Origin of the sequence: Corallococcus sp. NCSPR001 (assembly GCF_017309135.1) — a bacterium.
GTDB lineage: Bacteria > Myxococcota > Myxococcia > Myxococcales > Myxococcaceae > Corallococcus.
On sequence record NZ_JAFIMS010000002.1, the window covers coordinates 6,107,499 to 6,122,455 of the forward strand.

Here is a 14,957-nt window from a genome sequence, read left to right on the forward strand (position 1 = left end):
GTGTCGGTGACCGTTCAGGTCCTGTCTTGATACAGGGCGATGACGCCGTGGACCTGGTCGGTGACCTGCTGGAGGCGGTCCGCCGCCGCGTGGGTGGCCTCCACCCGGGCCACCGAGGCCTGCATCAGCGCCGTCAGGTCCGACACGGCGGTGAAGATCTGCGACACGCCCGCCGACTGCTGGCTCACCGAGGCCGAAATCTGGCGGACGGCGTCCGCGTTGCCCTTCACCAGCCCGGACAGCATGCCCAGCCGTTCACCGGAGGCGCGGAGGGTCTCGATGCCCCGGCCCATGCGTTCGCCGCCCTGGCGGGTGAGGTCCACCACCCCCTGGATTCGGGAGCGCGTGTCATCCAGCACCGCGCGCACCTGTTGCGTGGCCGTGACGGACTGGGACGCCAGGCCCCGCATCTCCCGCGCCACCACCGCGAAGCCCCGGCCCACCTCGCCGGCCCGCGCCGCCTCGATGGCCGCGTTGATGGCGAGCACGTTGGACTGGTCCGCCAGGTCCTGCACCGTGCGGGTGATGCCGGCGATCCGCTCCGTGAACGCCGCCAGCCCCTGGATGCGCTCGGAGAGGTCCGCCGTCTGCGCGCGCAGGTCCGCCAGCCCCTCCACGCCCTGGCCGATGGCCTCTTCCACCGCCGCGCCCACATCCCCGGCCTGCTGCGTGGCCTCCAGCACCCGGGCGGCCTGCGCCGAGGCGACGATCGACGTCTGGCGGATCTCCTCCGCCGTCACCCGCGTCTCCTCCAGCGCGCGGGCCTGGCGGGAGAGCTCCTGGCGCTGCTCGCCGGTGGACTCCGTCAGCGTCGTCACGGCGTCGCGCAGCGCGCTCGCGGTGCCCATCAGCGGCCGGACGACCTGCTCCTCCACCTCGGTCCGGGACAGCTCCAACTGCGCCTCGCGCCGCGCGGCCTCCCGGAGGTCTCGCTGGCCCTGCACGCAGGAGGCGACGAGGAAGACGTCCTCGAACACCACCCACGCAGTGTGCTCCATCCACCGCCAGGACTCGCGGGCGTGCATGCCGAAGATGGACTCCGGCCAGAGCATCCCGCGCAGGAAGTGGTCCGCCGCCACCACGCCGCTGAAGGTGAGCAGCACCTTCCAGTCCCGGTAGATGGCGAGCAGCGCCAGCGAGCCGAAGATGTGGAAGTGCGTCTCGATGCGGCCGCCCATCAGGTGGATGAGCAGCCCGGACATCAGCGCCTGCCCCACCGCGATGACGTGCCGGGTGGACTCGCGGCCGGGGCGCGTGAGCGCGAGCACCACCGGCAGGCTCCCCAGGACCAGGCCCAGCCCCACCGCCGCCACCACGTGGGAGTGGACCGTGCTCTCCAGGCCCTCCCAGGCCCGGGGCGACAGGTACGCCGCCGCCGCGACGCCGCCCAGCCACTGCAACACCATCAGGACCACGAAGGTCCGGTCCGTCCGCCGGCCCAATGCCAGACACTGCGCATCGAACAGCTGGCGCGCGCGCTCGGACACGGCTGCTTCGGACAGCTGGATTCTCATCACGTGTCGTGACCCACGGGCGAAGGGGGTGTTTCAAGGGCACAGCCATAGACAGGCGCGGTGGCGGCGCTGGGGACCTCCGCCGCCAGGAGGTCCCGCAGGGCCCTTCCCCCCGCGCTGTCACCTTCGTGGCCCCGCGCGGAGGTGATGCCGCCGGCGAAGCGCTCCTCGCCGTCCGGCGAATAGAGGACCACCTGTCCCGAGGTTCGCGCGCCCAGCTCGCGCGCCACCTGCCCGTCCACGTCCGCCACCACCCTTGCCCCGGGCAGGGCCATGGCGCGCATCCACAGCTCCGAGCGCTCGAAGTCCGGCGGGGCGTCACGCGGCGCCCAGACGAACACGCGCGTGGAGAGCCGCGCGCCGTGCCGGTCCAGGAGCTTCGTCAGCTCCGCCAACGTCGCGCGGGAACACGGGCAAAGGGGGTGGAGGAAGACGAGCAGCGTCCACGTGTCCGGCGCCCGCGGGAAACGCTCCGGCAGCCGGACGGGAGGCGTGGCCGCGAGCCCCGGCGCGCTCGCGTGTGACCACACGAGCCCGAGCCCCAGCGCGCTCGCCACGAACCAGCCGCCCACCCACCACGGCAGCGCCCGGCGCTCGCGCGCACTGTGTTTCAGACCCTCTTCAACGGATGTCCGGGCCGGGACATCCACGGGGCCATGCGAGACATCCGGGGCTGCCATGTCCGGTCATGCTGAAGAGTTCCCGCGCCAATGGCAACGCAAATCCAAACAGGCAAGGCTATACAATCCCTGAACCAGGAATTGTGACAAACCCAGATGTCATCCCCTTCTGGGCAAGAAGCCCGGCCGTCCAGCCGTGAATTCTTGTTATCACTGTTCCCAGAGCCGGATTTCGGTGCCCGCGCGGCGGACGAGCAGCGGGCTGGTGGCGCCGTCCACCGGTTCGATGCGGCCTGGAAGTGTCGCGGACTGGACGCACCGCCATCCGCGCCGGGCGAGCGCCGCATGCACCTGGGCGCCGAAACCTCCGCCGTAGGACGTGAGCAGGTGGGAGGCGTGCAGCCGGTCCAGCAGGTCGCGGGTGGCGTCCTCGGACAGGTAGTAGAGCACCTCCGCCAGCAGCACCAGGTCCGCCTCCAGCGCCACGTCCTCCGCGCTGGCCTCCACGATGCGCACGCGCGCGTGGCCCCCCAGCCGCTCGCGCAGGCGCGTGACGAAGCGGGGCTCGGACTCCACGGCGCGGATGTTCGCGTCCGGGAAGAGCGTCAGCAGGTGCCCGGTCATCATCCCCTCGCAGGCGCCCACGTCCACCACGCGCCTGGGGGGGCTCGCGTGGCGCAGTGTCCCGAGCACCTTCGCGGTGAGAGCGAAGCGCTCCCCCTCGTAGGTGGACTGGGCGAAGCCCCAGGGGTCCGCGAGCTCGGAGAAGATCTCCGGCTTCGTGAGGGACAGGGCGCGCACCACGTCCCCGGCCCGCACCTCGGTGAAGGCCTCGATGCCGGGCCCGTCGCGCACGGGGTCCGTGCACGCGCCCGAGGCGGCTCCGTCCGGACGCTCCCGGTAGAGCGAGTTGAGCAGCCCCAGCTTGCGCTGGAAGGCCGCGTCGTCCAGCACCGTGCAGGCGGTGGGCCTGGCGCCCGTGGCGGGGACCCACAGCCGGTCGAAGACGCGGCTGACGAGCAGCGCCACCTCGCGGTGCAGCGGGGCGTCCTCCTGCGGGCTGTGCGTGTAGACGCGGGCGCCGCCCCGCAGCCGCTGCTCGCGGCACCAGGGCCCCACCTCCGAAGGTGACAACAAGAGGTGCGTGCTCCGCGCGCCCAGGGCGCGGCCCACGGCCTCCAGCTCCCGGCCCGCGCTCCCGTCCTCCGTCACCACCGCCACGTCCGCGCCCGGCGCCACCGTGCTGAACAACCGGACGACGTCCTCGGGGTGGGCCACGACGATGAGCGCCGGGGCCTGCTCGTTCTCAGCCATGTTCCGCGCTCCACATTGAAAAGGGATTCCGGCAGGGGCTCAGCCGTGGGCCGCGCTCCAGTCGGACACGTCCTGCGCCTCCTCCTTCGGGAAGCGCAGCAGCGGCAGCAGCTGCTCGCGGATGAGCGGCTCCCAGCCCAGCCGCTCCGACAGCGCCCAGCCCGTCGCCAGCAGGAGGCGGCCTTCGTGCGCGTCGCGCGGGAGCCTCCGCACCACCTCCTCCGCCACGCGCTCCGCGGTGTGCAGCTCCTGTTCCCGCAGCACGCTGGCGGGCAGCGCCTTCCAGGTCTCCACCGAGTGCGCCACGCCCGCGGCCCGCGCATCCGCCACCGGGTCCGACACCACGAGGTTCGGATGCGCGGCCTCCGACAAGCCCTGCCGCTCGCACACCGCCTTCAGGGCACGCCGGGCGCCGCTGACTCCGGAGATGACGCAGATGGCGCCGCAGCCCAGGGCCTCCAGCTGCGCCAGGCCATACGACTCATACAGCGACTGCCCCAGGGACACGTCCGTGGCGCGGTGCAGGTCGTCCCGCGTGAAGTCCAGGCCCGCGGGCCACGTGGGCTGGTTCACCAGCGCGATGTGCAGCCCCGTGTCCTTCGCGTTGAACGCGTCCACCCTCGCCTTCAGGGTGCGCAGGTTGTCGGACGGCTCCGCTTCGTTCCATTCCGTCACCATCACCAGCAGCGCGGGCTTGCGCTCCGGGGGCAGCAGCGTGGCCAGGTGCTCGCACACGTCCACGTCGCGCCAGAGCCCCTTGCAGACCTCGTCCCGCGCGATGTGCGTGAGGAGCAAACGGAAGTCCCTGCCCCACGCCTTGCGCGCATGGGCCAGCACCTTCGCCCGCGCGGCCTCCTTCGCGTCCCAGCCCGTCTCGATGGGCCGGTGCCCGTGGGGCACTACCGTCAGCGGCTGGAGCGCATAGCGCGCGTCCAGGAACCGCAGCTCGTCCGCCACGGACGCGCTCACCGCGCCCACGCGGTCGCACAGGTGGCCGTTGCGCAGGATTTGGAAGTTGGGCCAGGTGCCCACGGGGTACACCTCATCCAGCGTCTTCCCCTGCTCCAAACCCAGACGTTGGATGTTGTAGAAGCGCGCGTCGGACGCGCCCTGCCCTGCCTCGCCGTACTCCACGAGCACCCGGGGCGTGCGCACCTCGCCCGCGTAGTACACGGTGCGGCACCAGCGCCGCCCGTCGAGCAGCGCCTTGTACGCGAGCGGCAGCGACAGGTGCTCCTGCGCGAGGATGACCGTCCCCGCACCGTCCTTCGGGCGCAGCCGCTCCAGCGCGTCGAAGACGGGCTCCGCGAGCACGATGGCCAGCATCGCGTCATGGTCCAGCGCGGGCGCGTCCATCAGGCCGTGCCGCACGGCCTTGCGGAACAGGCGGTTGATCCAGGGCGCCGCGCCCAGCCGCGTGCCGAAGCGCTGGCGCCACATCCGCGACAGCCCCCGCCACGCCGCCGGACGCGGCCCCCGGCAGTCGAACGGGAGGTCCACCCCCAGCAGCGTGTGCAGTCGCGCGAGGAACCGGGGCAGCGTGCCCATCCTCACCCGGTAGCCCCGGAGCACGTCCGTGAGGTCCACGAGCAGCACCTCCACCGGACCGCCCGGAGCGTCGCGCCGCCCGTAGACGAACGACACGTCGTGCTGCTCCTCCACCGGCCGGAAGACGCGCTTCCACCGCTCCGGGTTGTCCCGGCGCAGGCCGCTGTAGAACACCTCGCCGTGCGCCTCCAGGTCGCGCGCCAGCGACTCCTCCGGCGCGTAGCTCCCCAGGCCGCATGGCCGCACCGTGGGGCTCACCAGCAGCGTGCGCGGGAAGGCCCGCCGGTACTCGGGCTCGGACAAGAGGTGCTCCAGCACCACGCCCATCCCGCCCAGCGTGCGCGTGGCCTCATAGGAGAGGTGCACCAGCATGCCGCCGTCCGCCCAGGGCTCCCTCGTGCTCATGGCGCCACCGTCCAGACGCGTTCGGCCATCCCGCGGCCCGCGCCCAGCCGCCGCGCGTGCGCCTCCACCGCGGGCAGCGTCTGGGGCTCCAGCTGGCTCGCGTAGAAGGACAGCCCGCGCAGCTTCGCGGACCACAGCGACGTCACGTCCAGGCACCGGGGCGACAGCCCGAGCGCCCACGCGTAGTCGACGATCTCATCCTCCAGGTGGTGCGCGGAGTACGGCAGGTCCTCGTAGTAGACGACGTTGTGCCCGCCGCGCAGGGCCCGCACCGCGTCGCGTACCATCAGGTGGTCCACGTGGTGGGAGATGCCCAGCGGCACGTAGCAGATGGCATCCGGAGACACGCTCGCCAGCACCTCGCCCAGCGCCAGCATCACGCGCGAGGCCAGCGCCGCCCGCGCCTCCTCCGCCTCGGTGGGCCCCCCCGGCGGTGCACGCAGGCTGGTGTCGCGGAAGCCCAGGTGCACCAGGTCCAGCCCGTGCGCCCGGGCGAACCTCCGGTCCTCGCCCATCCGCAGCGACGTCACCGCCATGGCCCGCGACGGGTCCACCGGCAGCACGAACTCCCAGCAGCTCTGGGAGAAGACCGTGACGAGCGTGGGCACGATGCCCCGGGGCACGCCGAGCAGGCTCGCGTACGCGCCCAGCGCCACGTCATCCGGATGCGGGGAGAAGAAGACGTGCTCCGGTCCGTCGTCCCGTCCGTCGCGCGCGAGCTCAGCCACGGGCGCCTCCGGCGAGCGGCGGCGCGGGCCACGCGTCCAGCGGCAGGTCGTGCAGGTCGCCCTCGGGCGTCACGAAGCCCAGGATGACCACGCGCTCGCCGTCGTTGTGCACCGTGTGCCGGAACGCCCGCACCGGCGCGTCCAGCTCGCGCGTCAGCCCTTCGGAGAAGCGGCCGGAGGTGATGAGCCAGTGCCCCGCGTCGTTGGGCATCAGGCGCGGCGTGTTCCCGTCCAGCCACACCAGCCCCGGGCGGGACTCGCCCAGGTTGAAGGTGAAGAAGCTCTTGTCCGAGTGCGGCTCCGACGCGTGCGCCACCACCTCCCGTCTTTTCCGCGCGGTGCTGGGCGCGTGGTACTTCACGAACCGCACCGCCCCTTCCGTGCGGCGGCGGAACAGGCGCGTGAGCCCCCCGGGGCGCAGGCCGTAGCCCAGCTCCAGCGCCTCCAGGAGCACGAGGCCCACGGCGTGGCAGGCGTCGTACGCGTCCTCCGAGGCCTCCAGCAGCTCCCGCACCGGCTCCGGCACCAGGCGGCGGCGGAACACCGTCCACGTCGCGGGCTTGGCCATGAAGGCCTCGATGGGCTGCCGCACCACCGCCGACTCCGGGTACCAGGTGGCGTTGTAGCCCGTCTCGAACACCGTGGCCGCGGGCAGGAGCGCGTGCAGGTACGGGTGCGCCAGGAGCGCGTGCTGGAAGGTCGCCTCGTAGCGCTCGTACATCCCCGCCAGGGCGTGGCGCTCCAGGAAGGCCGCGGGGCGCTCCAGGTAGAAGAAGCCGCGCTCGGACAGGTGGGTGACGAGCCGCCGCGCGAAGGACTCCCGCTGACGCGGCGTCCCGGACACGAAGTCCTCCAGCTTGAGCGGCCGGATGTCCGCGAAGCGCTGAGGCTGACGGCGCACGAGGCCGTCCCGCGCGGAGGTGAAGGGTCTCGGTGGCAGGGACGGGGCCGGTGTCCGTGGCGCGGTGGCGGGCATGGGATGTCGGGTCGTCATGGGTGGGATTCAGGCTGGGACGTGTCGCAGGCTACGGGTGGCGTCTGACATGCGTGGATCCACCCGGACCCGGACCCGGGTCCAATGCCTCTCAAACCCAGTCACCTCCCAGGTCGCGTGACACACACGCACCGTCACCCACGCCCGCCGGGCCGCGCGGCACGGACGGGGGGCCATCCGTCCACCTGGAGACATCGCATCTTCGCTCTGGAAAATGACCCGGACCGGTGGGTCCGGAAGACACCTCCGGGAGCGCTGGTTTCACCGGCTTGTACGGGTGGAAACAGCGATTGCGACGCGGGGGCCGGTGCCTTGACGGCGGCCCCCGCGCTCGCGCCCAATCCCTGTCATGCCTCCGCATCCGAGACGTCTGCTCATCACGCTGCTCCTGGCTGGCACCTGCGCCTGTGCTGCTCGCGCGCCTGTCTCGCGGGACGTGGAGGCCCTGGCGGCCCTGCGGTTGGAGTCCATCCGCCCGCTGATGCCTTCCGCGCCCCGCGGGGTGCGCGCGGAGCGCCCGGTGACGACGGGGCTGCGCCTGGACGTGATGCCGGACCGCGCGCGCGTCTTCGTGGACGGACGCGCGATGGGGCTCGCGCGGCACCTGGGGACGCTGCTGCCGCTCTCGCCCGGGGTCCACCAGGTGAGCGTCCGGCTGGAGGGCCACGACACGTGGCGGGCCGAGGTGATGGTGGGCGACCGGCCTGAGCCCATCCAGGTGACGTTGACCGCTTCGCCGTGACGCGAAGCGCACCGTCCATCCGAAGGGGGGAGGCACAGGCGTGAAGCTGCCAAGGAGAAAGGGCCGGCTGTTCCGGCTGCCGTTCGCGGATGCGCCGGAGTCTCGCGCGCGGCTGTGGAAGAGCATGACGGAGCACGGCCTGTTCGTCCCCGAGGACACGCCGCAGCCCATCGGGACGGAGTTCGCGCTCCAGGTGGCCTTCCAGGGGGACGGGCCCGTGGTCTCCGGCCGCGTGCGGGTGATGGAGCACGGCGTGTCCGGCTGGGTGCGCGGCTACTTCGTGAAGTTCGTCGCGCTGGACACGGGCAGCCTCCCGCTGCCGCTGAGCGCTCGCGAGCCGATGGCTCCCGCGGCGGTGGGGGCTCCCGCCGCGAGCACGTCCGCCGATGCTCCGCGGGGGAACGCGGAGTCGTGGCGGGAGGAGCCGACGCCGGTGGGCATCCGGCCGCGCTCCACGGTGGAGGGCGCGTCCGCGCTGAATGACTATTCGCATCTGGAGCTCTTGCACGCGCGCGACCCGGAGGCGTGGCAGGGCGGGCTGCGGCCGTTCGACGCGTTCGGGCCCTACCAGTTGCTTCAGCGCCTGGGCGCGGGCGGCATGGCGGAGGTCATCCTCGCCCGGCGCACGATGGCGCAGGGCGTGGACAAGCTGGTGGCGCTCAAGCTGGTGTTCCAGGAGTACGCGCGGCACCCTCGCCTGTCGGAGCTGTTCCTCACCGAGGCACGGCTGAGCGCCACGTTGCAGCACCCCAACGTCATCCAGGTGTTCGACGTGGGCAGCGCGGCGGGCCGGCCCTTCATGGCCATGGAGTACGTGCACGGCCGCAACGGCGCGGACCTGGTGCAGGCGCTGCGGCGGCGCGGGCGTCCGCCTCCGGTGGCGTTGGCGGTGACCATCGCCATCGAGCTGGGCAAGGCGCTGGAGTACCTGCATGGGCAGCGCGACCTGGACGGGCGCCCGCTGCACCTGGTGCACCGGGACGTGAGCCCGGGCAACCTGCTCGTGGGGCTGCATGGCGAGGTGAAGCTGGTGGACATGGGGGTGGCGTCCGCCAGCATCGCCAGTGGGAATGACCTGCTGGTGGTGGGCAAGCGCGCGTACATGGCGCCGGAGCAGGCCGCTGGAGTGCGCCCGGAGCCCGCGTGGGACATCCACGGCATGGGGCTGGTGCTCTATGAGCTGCTCACGCTGCACCGGGCCTCGGAGGCCTCGGGTGGCACGGAGGGGCCTTCCGGGCTGTTGAAGCCTTCGCACTTCAATCCCCAGGTGACGCCGGAGCTGGAGCGGCTGGTGCAGTGGGCCACGTCGCCGGAGCCGTCCTCCCGGGCGCCCAGCGCCAAGGTGCTGCGGCATGCGTTGGAGCGCGTGCGGAGCACCCTGCCCCCCTTCGACCTGGTGCAGACAATGCACGAGCTGTTCGGCGACGCGCTGGACCGGGGCCGCCGTGAGACGGAAGTGTTGATGGGCGCCGCGCGGGGCAAGGACCGGCCGCACGCGTTCCCGCGCTACCGCCGATGGCGCGCCGCCGTGGAGCAGCGCATTCCGGTGGCCGCGAAGCTGGCGATCGCGCGGCATGGCAGGGCGCTGCGGTGGAGCGCGCTGGTGTTCACCGTCCTCTGCGCGACGGGCGCGGCGCTGCTGTGGCCTCTGCGTGCGAGGGAGACGGAGCTGGCCGAGCACCTGACTCGCGCGGACCGGTTCATCGCGGTGGCGAAGCTGTCGGGCGCGGGGGAGGACACGGCGCTGGCGCAGCTGCGGGCCGCGCGGTCGCTGCGGCCCGAGGATCCGCGCGTGCGTTCACGGCTGGCGGCGCTGGCGGATGCGTTCGAGCGGCTGGCGGCGGAGGCCACCCAGCGCGGGGACCTCACGGAGGCCATGGCGCATCTGCGCGCCGCGCTGGAGGCGGCACCGGAGCGGAGCGCGACGCGCGTCCAGCTCCGGCTCCTGGAGGAGGAGCTGCGCAAGGCACCTTCCGGTTGGAGGGTGCGATGAGCGCGGCGGCCCTGGCGATCCATCAGGCGATTGGTTTCCGTAGGGATGAGGGCATGAGACGTCGAGGCACATGGGGGTGCGTCCTGCTTCTCTTGGTCGCGGGCTGCTCGCGAACCTCGGAGGAAGAGGGCGCGGTGGAGACCGTGTCGCGGGAGCTGTCCGCCATCGTGGCCACCTGTGCTGTCGCGCGCGGCCCTGTCGAAACGCTGCGCACGGCGAACGCGTACTGGGAGCCGTTCGAGGCGGGCGCCACGTTCCGCTCCGGCGACTGGGTGCGCACCGGGCCGGAGGCGTCCACGCGCATCGAGCTTCGGGGCGGTGGCCGCATCGAGTTGGAGGAGCGCACCGTGGTGATGGTGGAGCGGCCCGCGCCTCCAGAGGGCGGCGGTTCGGTGGTCGCCCTGGAGTCAGGGACCGCGCGGGGGCTCCTGCCTGAAGACGCGCTGCCCGACGGTCCGCTCGTGCTCCGCGGCGACAATGGACGGCAGGTGGCGCTCACGGTGGAAGCGCACGCGGGCCCCACGGAGTTCCGCGTCACCCGCACCGCGCGTGGCATGCACCTCAGCGTCTCCCGCGGACGGCTGCTGCTGTCCGAAGGCATCCACCGCCGCACGCTCGAGGCCGGCAACTGGCTGGACGTCGCGCGCGGCCTGGAGGACGCCGAACACGATGGCTCGCCCTTCCCCACCAGCCTCTCGCCGGGCGTGGACGCGCGCATCGCGTGGCGCCCGGAGCTGCGCATCCCGTTGAGCTGGAAGCCGCTGGATGGCGCCCGGAGCTACCAGGTGCAGGTGGCGCGTGACCTGGGCTTCACCCGGCGCATCGTGGACACGCAGGTGGAGGGATCGGACTTCGCGTTCGTCCCACCGGAGCCCGGCATGTTCGTCTGGCGCGTGTCCGCGCTGGATGAGGCTGGACGGCCGGGCGAGTCCGGCTTCGCTCGCCGCATCTTCGTGGAGCGCCAGCGGCCCCGGGGCCTGCTCGTCACGCCGCGCGATGGCCACGAGGTCCCGGTGGGCGCTGCCTCCGAGGAGCTCGTCTTCGCGTGGCAGTCCACTGGCGGTGAGCCACGCTACCGGCTGGTCGTCGCGCGCGACCGCGAGCTGCGGCAGCCGGTCATCGTGCGCGAGGGCAGCCCCCAGCAGGTGGTGCTGCCCGGCCTGGCTCCCGGTGAGTACTACTGGGGCGTGTACGTGGCGGAGGAGCCGCCCGTGCCGCTGTTCCAGAAGGCTCGCAGGCTGGTGGTGCGCGGGGCTTCCGGAGACCTCGCGCGCGATGCGCTCCTCCCCATGGACCCCTGAGTCTGGCCATCCGCTGACGCGTCATGCACCTCCGCTGACATGTCACACGGCGACGTGCCGTCGCACGTCCAGGGCAACAGCCAGGGAACATGAACGCGGCACGTCGATTGCTGTCCCGCTCCGCACTTGAACAGGAGCATGCATGCGCTTCATGAGCGGAGTCGTCGTCGCGGTCGGTCTTCTCGGGTGCGGTGGTCCGGAGGCCGAGCAGGCCCCCTTCGAGACAGTGGGTCACGCGGACCAGGAGATCGTCGGAGGCGTCGAGGCCCGGCCGAACTCCCACCCCTGGATTGTCAGCCTGCAGCAGTACGGCAGCCATTTCTGCGGGGGCAGCCTGGTGCGGGTGAGCGCGACCCGGGAGGAGAGTGATATCGTCCTCACTGCTGCCCATTGCATCTACGACGGCTACTCCAACCTCACGGCGTCCGCCGGGGCGCATGACCTTTACCGGCCCACGTCCACGCAAGTGACGGCCCGGGTGGCGGTGGCCGTCTACCACCCCCAGTACAATCCGGACACGACGCTGAACGACATCGCCGTCCTCAAGCTCGACAAGCCCATCAAGTTCGACACGAGCGTCGCCGGGGCTTGCGGCCAGTCCTCGGCCATGCGCCCCAACCCGGCCGCCCAGCTCGCGGGCAGCAACACGCGCGTCCCTGTCTGCCTCCCAGCCTCCGGAGAGCGCGTCGCTGAAAACACGATGGCGACGGTCGCGGGCTGGGGCCTGACACGGGAAGGGGGCTACGACACATCCAGCATCCTGCTGCAGGTGGGCGTCCCTGTCCTCGGGCATCAGACCGTCGCCAACAGCTACAGGTCACAAGGAATCGTCATCGACGAAGCCGCCATGTTCGGGGCCGGGTATGCGCAAGGGGGCAAGGACGCATGCCAGGGCGACAGCGGCGGGCCGCTCGTCGTCAAAGGCGCCCAGGGCTACGTGCTCCAGGGCATCGTGAGCTTCGGGGTGGGCTGCGCGCGGGCAGGCCTGCCCGGCATCTACACGCGGGTCTCCAACTACATCCCGTGGATCAACGCGCAGGTCCGGACCCTCAGCGCCGTCAGGTAGGCTCTGGAATCATAGGAATATTTCTGCCGGTCGTAAAGGGCCTCGCCCAGAAGCATACGTTCGAGCCCTTTTGGGCTTGGACGACGCCTCGACATTCAAAGGTCCGGGATGCTCCAAGAGGCGCGGAAGGTACGGGCTAACCAACTCAGCATGAGGTTAGTAGCCCACGGCCTCTCAGCAGCCTTGGCGAAAGATAGTTAGGCCCCAGAGGAAACGCACGGCTCGCTCAAGGCAGAAGCTCACCCGAGCAAAAGTCCTTCCTGATAGAGTCGATGTCACACACCTAGCGGAGGCGTATGTCACTCATCTGGTTCATCATCAAGGGCTATATTTTCGGCATGCTGTATAGTGGATTCATCGCAGTCGCACTCGTGCCTGCCATGCCAATAGCAATGGCTGCCACACCAAAGCCTGCTCAGTCTCCAAGCATCGAATCCAGCGAACCCAACCAGAAGAACCCGCTGATGACTGCGATTATAATCACCCTAGTCCTCGCTCTTTGCTCTACTCAAGGCGCCATCGTCGCGGCAGCCGTAAAACTTTCGCTATCCGCACGCCCTGATGCATGGTGGCCACTGTGGTATGCATTTGGCTTTGGAGCTGCCATTCCGCTGGCCCTTGGCTCCCGTGGTGATTCCGATGAAGGTGAATTCGGCAAGCTAGTAGGCTTCGTTGGGGCCACCGGCGGCTACATTCTCGTGTGCGTCTGGCCCACTGCCATGCCTAATCTTCTGCTGCGAGCATCGATGGTCCTCGCTGTATAGGAAACAACCACGACTGCGCAATTCAGTCACTCATGAATCCGCAAGTAAACCCAACACAAAGCCCCACAACCACCGCCCAACACAACCACAAGCCACAAACCAACAGTCAATCAACCCAGGAAAACTATGCCTCACATAGAGCGCGCCCTCTTTGTCATCGGAGAACAGGGCGACGGCAAGAGCACACAACTCCGAAGCATGTTTCGCGACTTCCGCCTCAACACGTGGGGAGACATTCCCTCATCGCACAAAATCCGCCACATTTACGCCCTAAGCAATGAACGGAGACTATACCTTCGACTAACCTCTCCTCACGAGCGAGGCGAAACCAGGACAAGATTCCATGATAAATTCAAGCGAGTCCTAAAGCATGGGCATCGATGGAACTTCGCCTGTCCGATACAGCCTGATGCCTTCAACAAAATGCCTGACGCAGTAGAGACCATCCTTTACTTCGCAGAGCAATTTGAACCAGAACGCGTCAGAGCAGTGTTTCTAAGTCCCAATTGGAAAGGCACACCGAAAGACCCTGCCAAGCTCGCAAAGATGCACACCCTTCTTTGGAAGGGGAAGGTGGAATGCATCAGCGTTGACGCACGCACTCCAGATCTTAACGGAAAGATCTTGTCGGGCTTTTTTGATTTCACCTGACGCCAACTGTTCACCTCAAACACTCACCACAAAGAATGGCATTAGATCCTCCACACTCATTTCTAACCAGCAACAACGAACTGGCTGGTTCGGCTGTATGACTTCGCCTCGGTGCCCTTCGGCGTCGATGCAGGGGACGGCCGGGAGTCCTTCTCCGTGTCCCTCAGCGAGTCCGGGCTCCAGGACCTCTGCAAGGAGCTGGGCCGGCGGGCCCCTGCCTGGCGGAGGCCCTGCCAGCATTTGACAGACACCGCCGCGCCTTGACGCGGCGGGAGGCCCGCGCGGCCTTTATGATGCGCGCCGTGTCACGGACCGTCCGCCGCATGGCGCCGCTCCACCTCCGCCCCGGGTGAATGCATGTTCGTCGCTCTTGGAGTCCTCGCTGGCGCCGCCGTGCTCGTGCCCACCGCGCGTTGGTGGTTGATGCACCGGGTGGGCACGCCCCGAGCGAGCGAGCCCTTCGACGGACACGTCTACCGGGTGGGCAAGGCCGTCATCGCCGAACGGCGCTGCGAACAGCCCCGCGCCACGGTCATCGTCATGCACGGCTTCGTGGCGGACATGCGCTACTTCACGCACCACTACGGCGAGCCCGACCTCCAGCTCATCCTGCTGACGAGCTGCGACTACCACCTGCCCATCACCGACCCTCGCGAGGCGTCCGCCCCCTGGGCGAAGGTGCCGGTGGAGCCGGAGGGCACCATCGCCCATGACGCCGCGGTGCTGGTGCAGGCACTGGAGCACCTGCCCCGGACGGACGTCGTGCGCGTGCATGGCCATTCGCGCGGAGGTGCCGTGGTGCTGGAGGCCGCGAAGCTGCGGCCGGACCTCTTCGAGCGGGTGGAGGTGGTGCTGGAGGCACCCGTGCTCCCGCAGGCCCGCCCCTACCGGAGCCTGACGCCCTCGCAGTTGTGGCTGCTGCCGTTCCTCATCCCGCTGTGGCGGCTCGCGCCCATCGCGAAGCACAACCGTGGCGCGTGGGGGCCGCTGGAGAATGCGCGCAAGCGGGAGCTCATCATGGCCTTCCCGTTCAACCCCAGGCGGGTGGCGACGATGATGGCCAACCTGCGGGACATCGAAGCCTGGAGCCAGGCGCGCGATGCGTCCCTGTTCGGCAACGTGCGGCGCGGCACGTTGCTCGTCCCGGGGAAGGACCGGGTGCTGGAGTCCGCGTCCATGCGGGAGAGCGCCGGGCGCGCGAAGCCGGGGCTCAATGTGGTGGAGCTGGACGGGTGCAGCCACTTCGTCCTGTGGGACCGTCCGGATGCGATGCCCGTGCTGGCACCCACGCCTGAACGGTCCACGGGAGGCGAATGA

Annotated in this window: 12 protein-coding genes; 6 read left to right on the top strand and 6 right to left on the bottom strand. The window is 70.2% G+C overall.

Annotation, left to right across the window (positions count from 1 at the left end):
- Positions 1 to 14: 14 nt before the first annotated feature.
- The 6 genes from JYJ93_RS26370 to JYJ93_RS26395 form a co-directional block, all read right to left on the bottom strand.
- Positions 15 to 1,514: a methyl-accepting chemotaxis protein gene (locus tag JYJ93_RS26370; RefSeq protein WP_206796203.1), complete on the bottom strand. Its 1,500-nt coding sequence runs from the start codon at positions 1,512 to 1,514 to the stop codon at positions 15 to 17.
- Positions 1,514 to 2,194: a RedB protein gene (locus JYJ93_RS26375; RefSeq protein WP_206796205.1), complete on the bottom strand. Its 681-nt coding sequence runs from the start codon at positions 2,192 to 2,194 to the stop codon at positions 1,514 to 1,516. The genes JYJ93_RS26370 and JYJ93_RS26375 overlap by 1 nt, the downstream gene beginning before the upstream one ends.
- Before the next feature lie 150 nt (positions 2,195 to 2,344).
- Positions 2,345 to 3,448, bottom strand: a complete 1,104-nt coding sequence (locus JYJ93_RS26380) for a class I SAM-dependent methyltransferase (protein WP_206796207.1) — start codon at positions 3,446 to 3,448, stop codon at positions 2,345 to 2,347.
- 39 nt (positions 3,449 to 3,487) lie between these two features.
- Positions 3,488 to 5,401, bottom strand: coding sequence for a glycosyltransferase (locus JYJ93_RS26385; protein ID WP_206796209.1), 1,914 nt, complete (start codon positions 5,399 to 5,401; stop codon positions 3,488 to 3,490).
- Positions 5,398 to 6,129 carry a PIG-L family deacetylase gene (locus tag JYJ93_RS26390; protein WP_206796220.1) on the bottom strand — a complete coding sequence of 244 codons (732 nt, stop codon included), beginning with the start codon at positions 6,127 to 6,129 and terminating at the stop codon, positions 5,398 to 5,400. The genes JYJ93_RS26385 and JYJ93_RS26390 overlap by 4 nt, the downstream gene beginning before the upstream one ends.
- A complete protein-coding gene (locus JYJ93_RS26395) occupies positions 6,122 to 7,030 on the bottom strand; it encodes a hypothetical protein (protein ID WP_206796222.1) in 909 nt (302 codons plus the stop codon). Before JYJ93_RS26395 ends, JYJ93_RS26390 begins: the two co-directional genes overlap by 8 nt.
- Positions 7,031 to 7,472: 442 nt before the next feature.
- Between JYJ93_RS26395 and JYJ93_RS26400 the strand changes: the two genes are divergently transcribed.
- The 6 genes from JYJ93_RS26400 to JYJ93_RS26425 all read left to right on the top strand — a co-directional run bounded on the left by JYJ93_RS26400 (position 7,473) and on the right by JYJ93_RS26425 (position 14,957).
- The gene (locus JYJ93_RS26400; RefSeq protein WP_206796224.1) at positions 7,473 to 7,865 is read left to right on the top strand and encodes a PEGA domain-containing protein; all 393 of its coding nucleotides are present in this window, start codon (positions 7,473 to 7,475) and stop codon (positions 7,863 to 7,865) included.
- Between the two features lie 40 nt (positions 7,866 to 7,905).
- Positions 7,906 to 9,858, top strand: a complete 1,953-nt coding sequence (locus tag JYJ93_RS26405; protein ID WP_206796233.1) for a protein kinase — start codon at positions 7,906 to 7,908, stop codon at positions 9,856 to 9,858.
- A 53-nt stretch (positions 9,859 to 9,911) separates the two neighbouring features.
- Positions 9,912 to 11,159 (top strand): hypothetical protein, encoded by a 1,248-nt coding sequence (locus JYJ93_RS26410; protein ID WP_206796234.1) that lies wholly within the window; start codon positions 9,912 to 9,914, stop codon positions 11,157 to 11,159.
- Between the two features lie 142 nt (positions 11,160 to 11,301).
- On the top strand, positions 11,302 to 12,225 hold the full coding sequence (locus tag JYJ93_RS26415; protein ID WP_206796235.1) for a serine protease: 924 nt from the start codon (positions 11,302 to 11,304) through the stop codon (positions 12,223 to 12,225).
- Positions 12,226 to 12,521: 296 nt separating this feature from the next.
- Complete coding sequence (locus tag JYJ93_RS26420) at positions 12,522 to 12,989, top strand: hypothetical protein (RefSeq protein ID WP_206796236.1); 468 nt, start codon at positions 12,522 to 12,524, stop codon at positions 12,987 to 12,989.
- Between the two features lie 1,008 nt (positions 12,990 to 13,997).
- Positions 13,998 to 14,957: an alpha/beta hydrolase gene (locus JYJ93_RS26425; RefSeq protein ID WP_206796237.1), complete on the top strand. Its 960-nt coding sequence runs from the start codon at positions 13,998 to 14,000 to the stop codon at positions 14,955 to 14,957.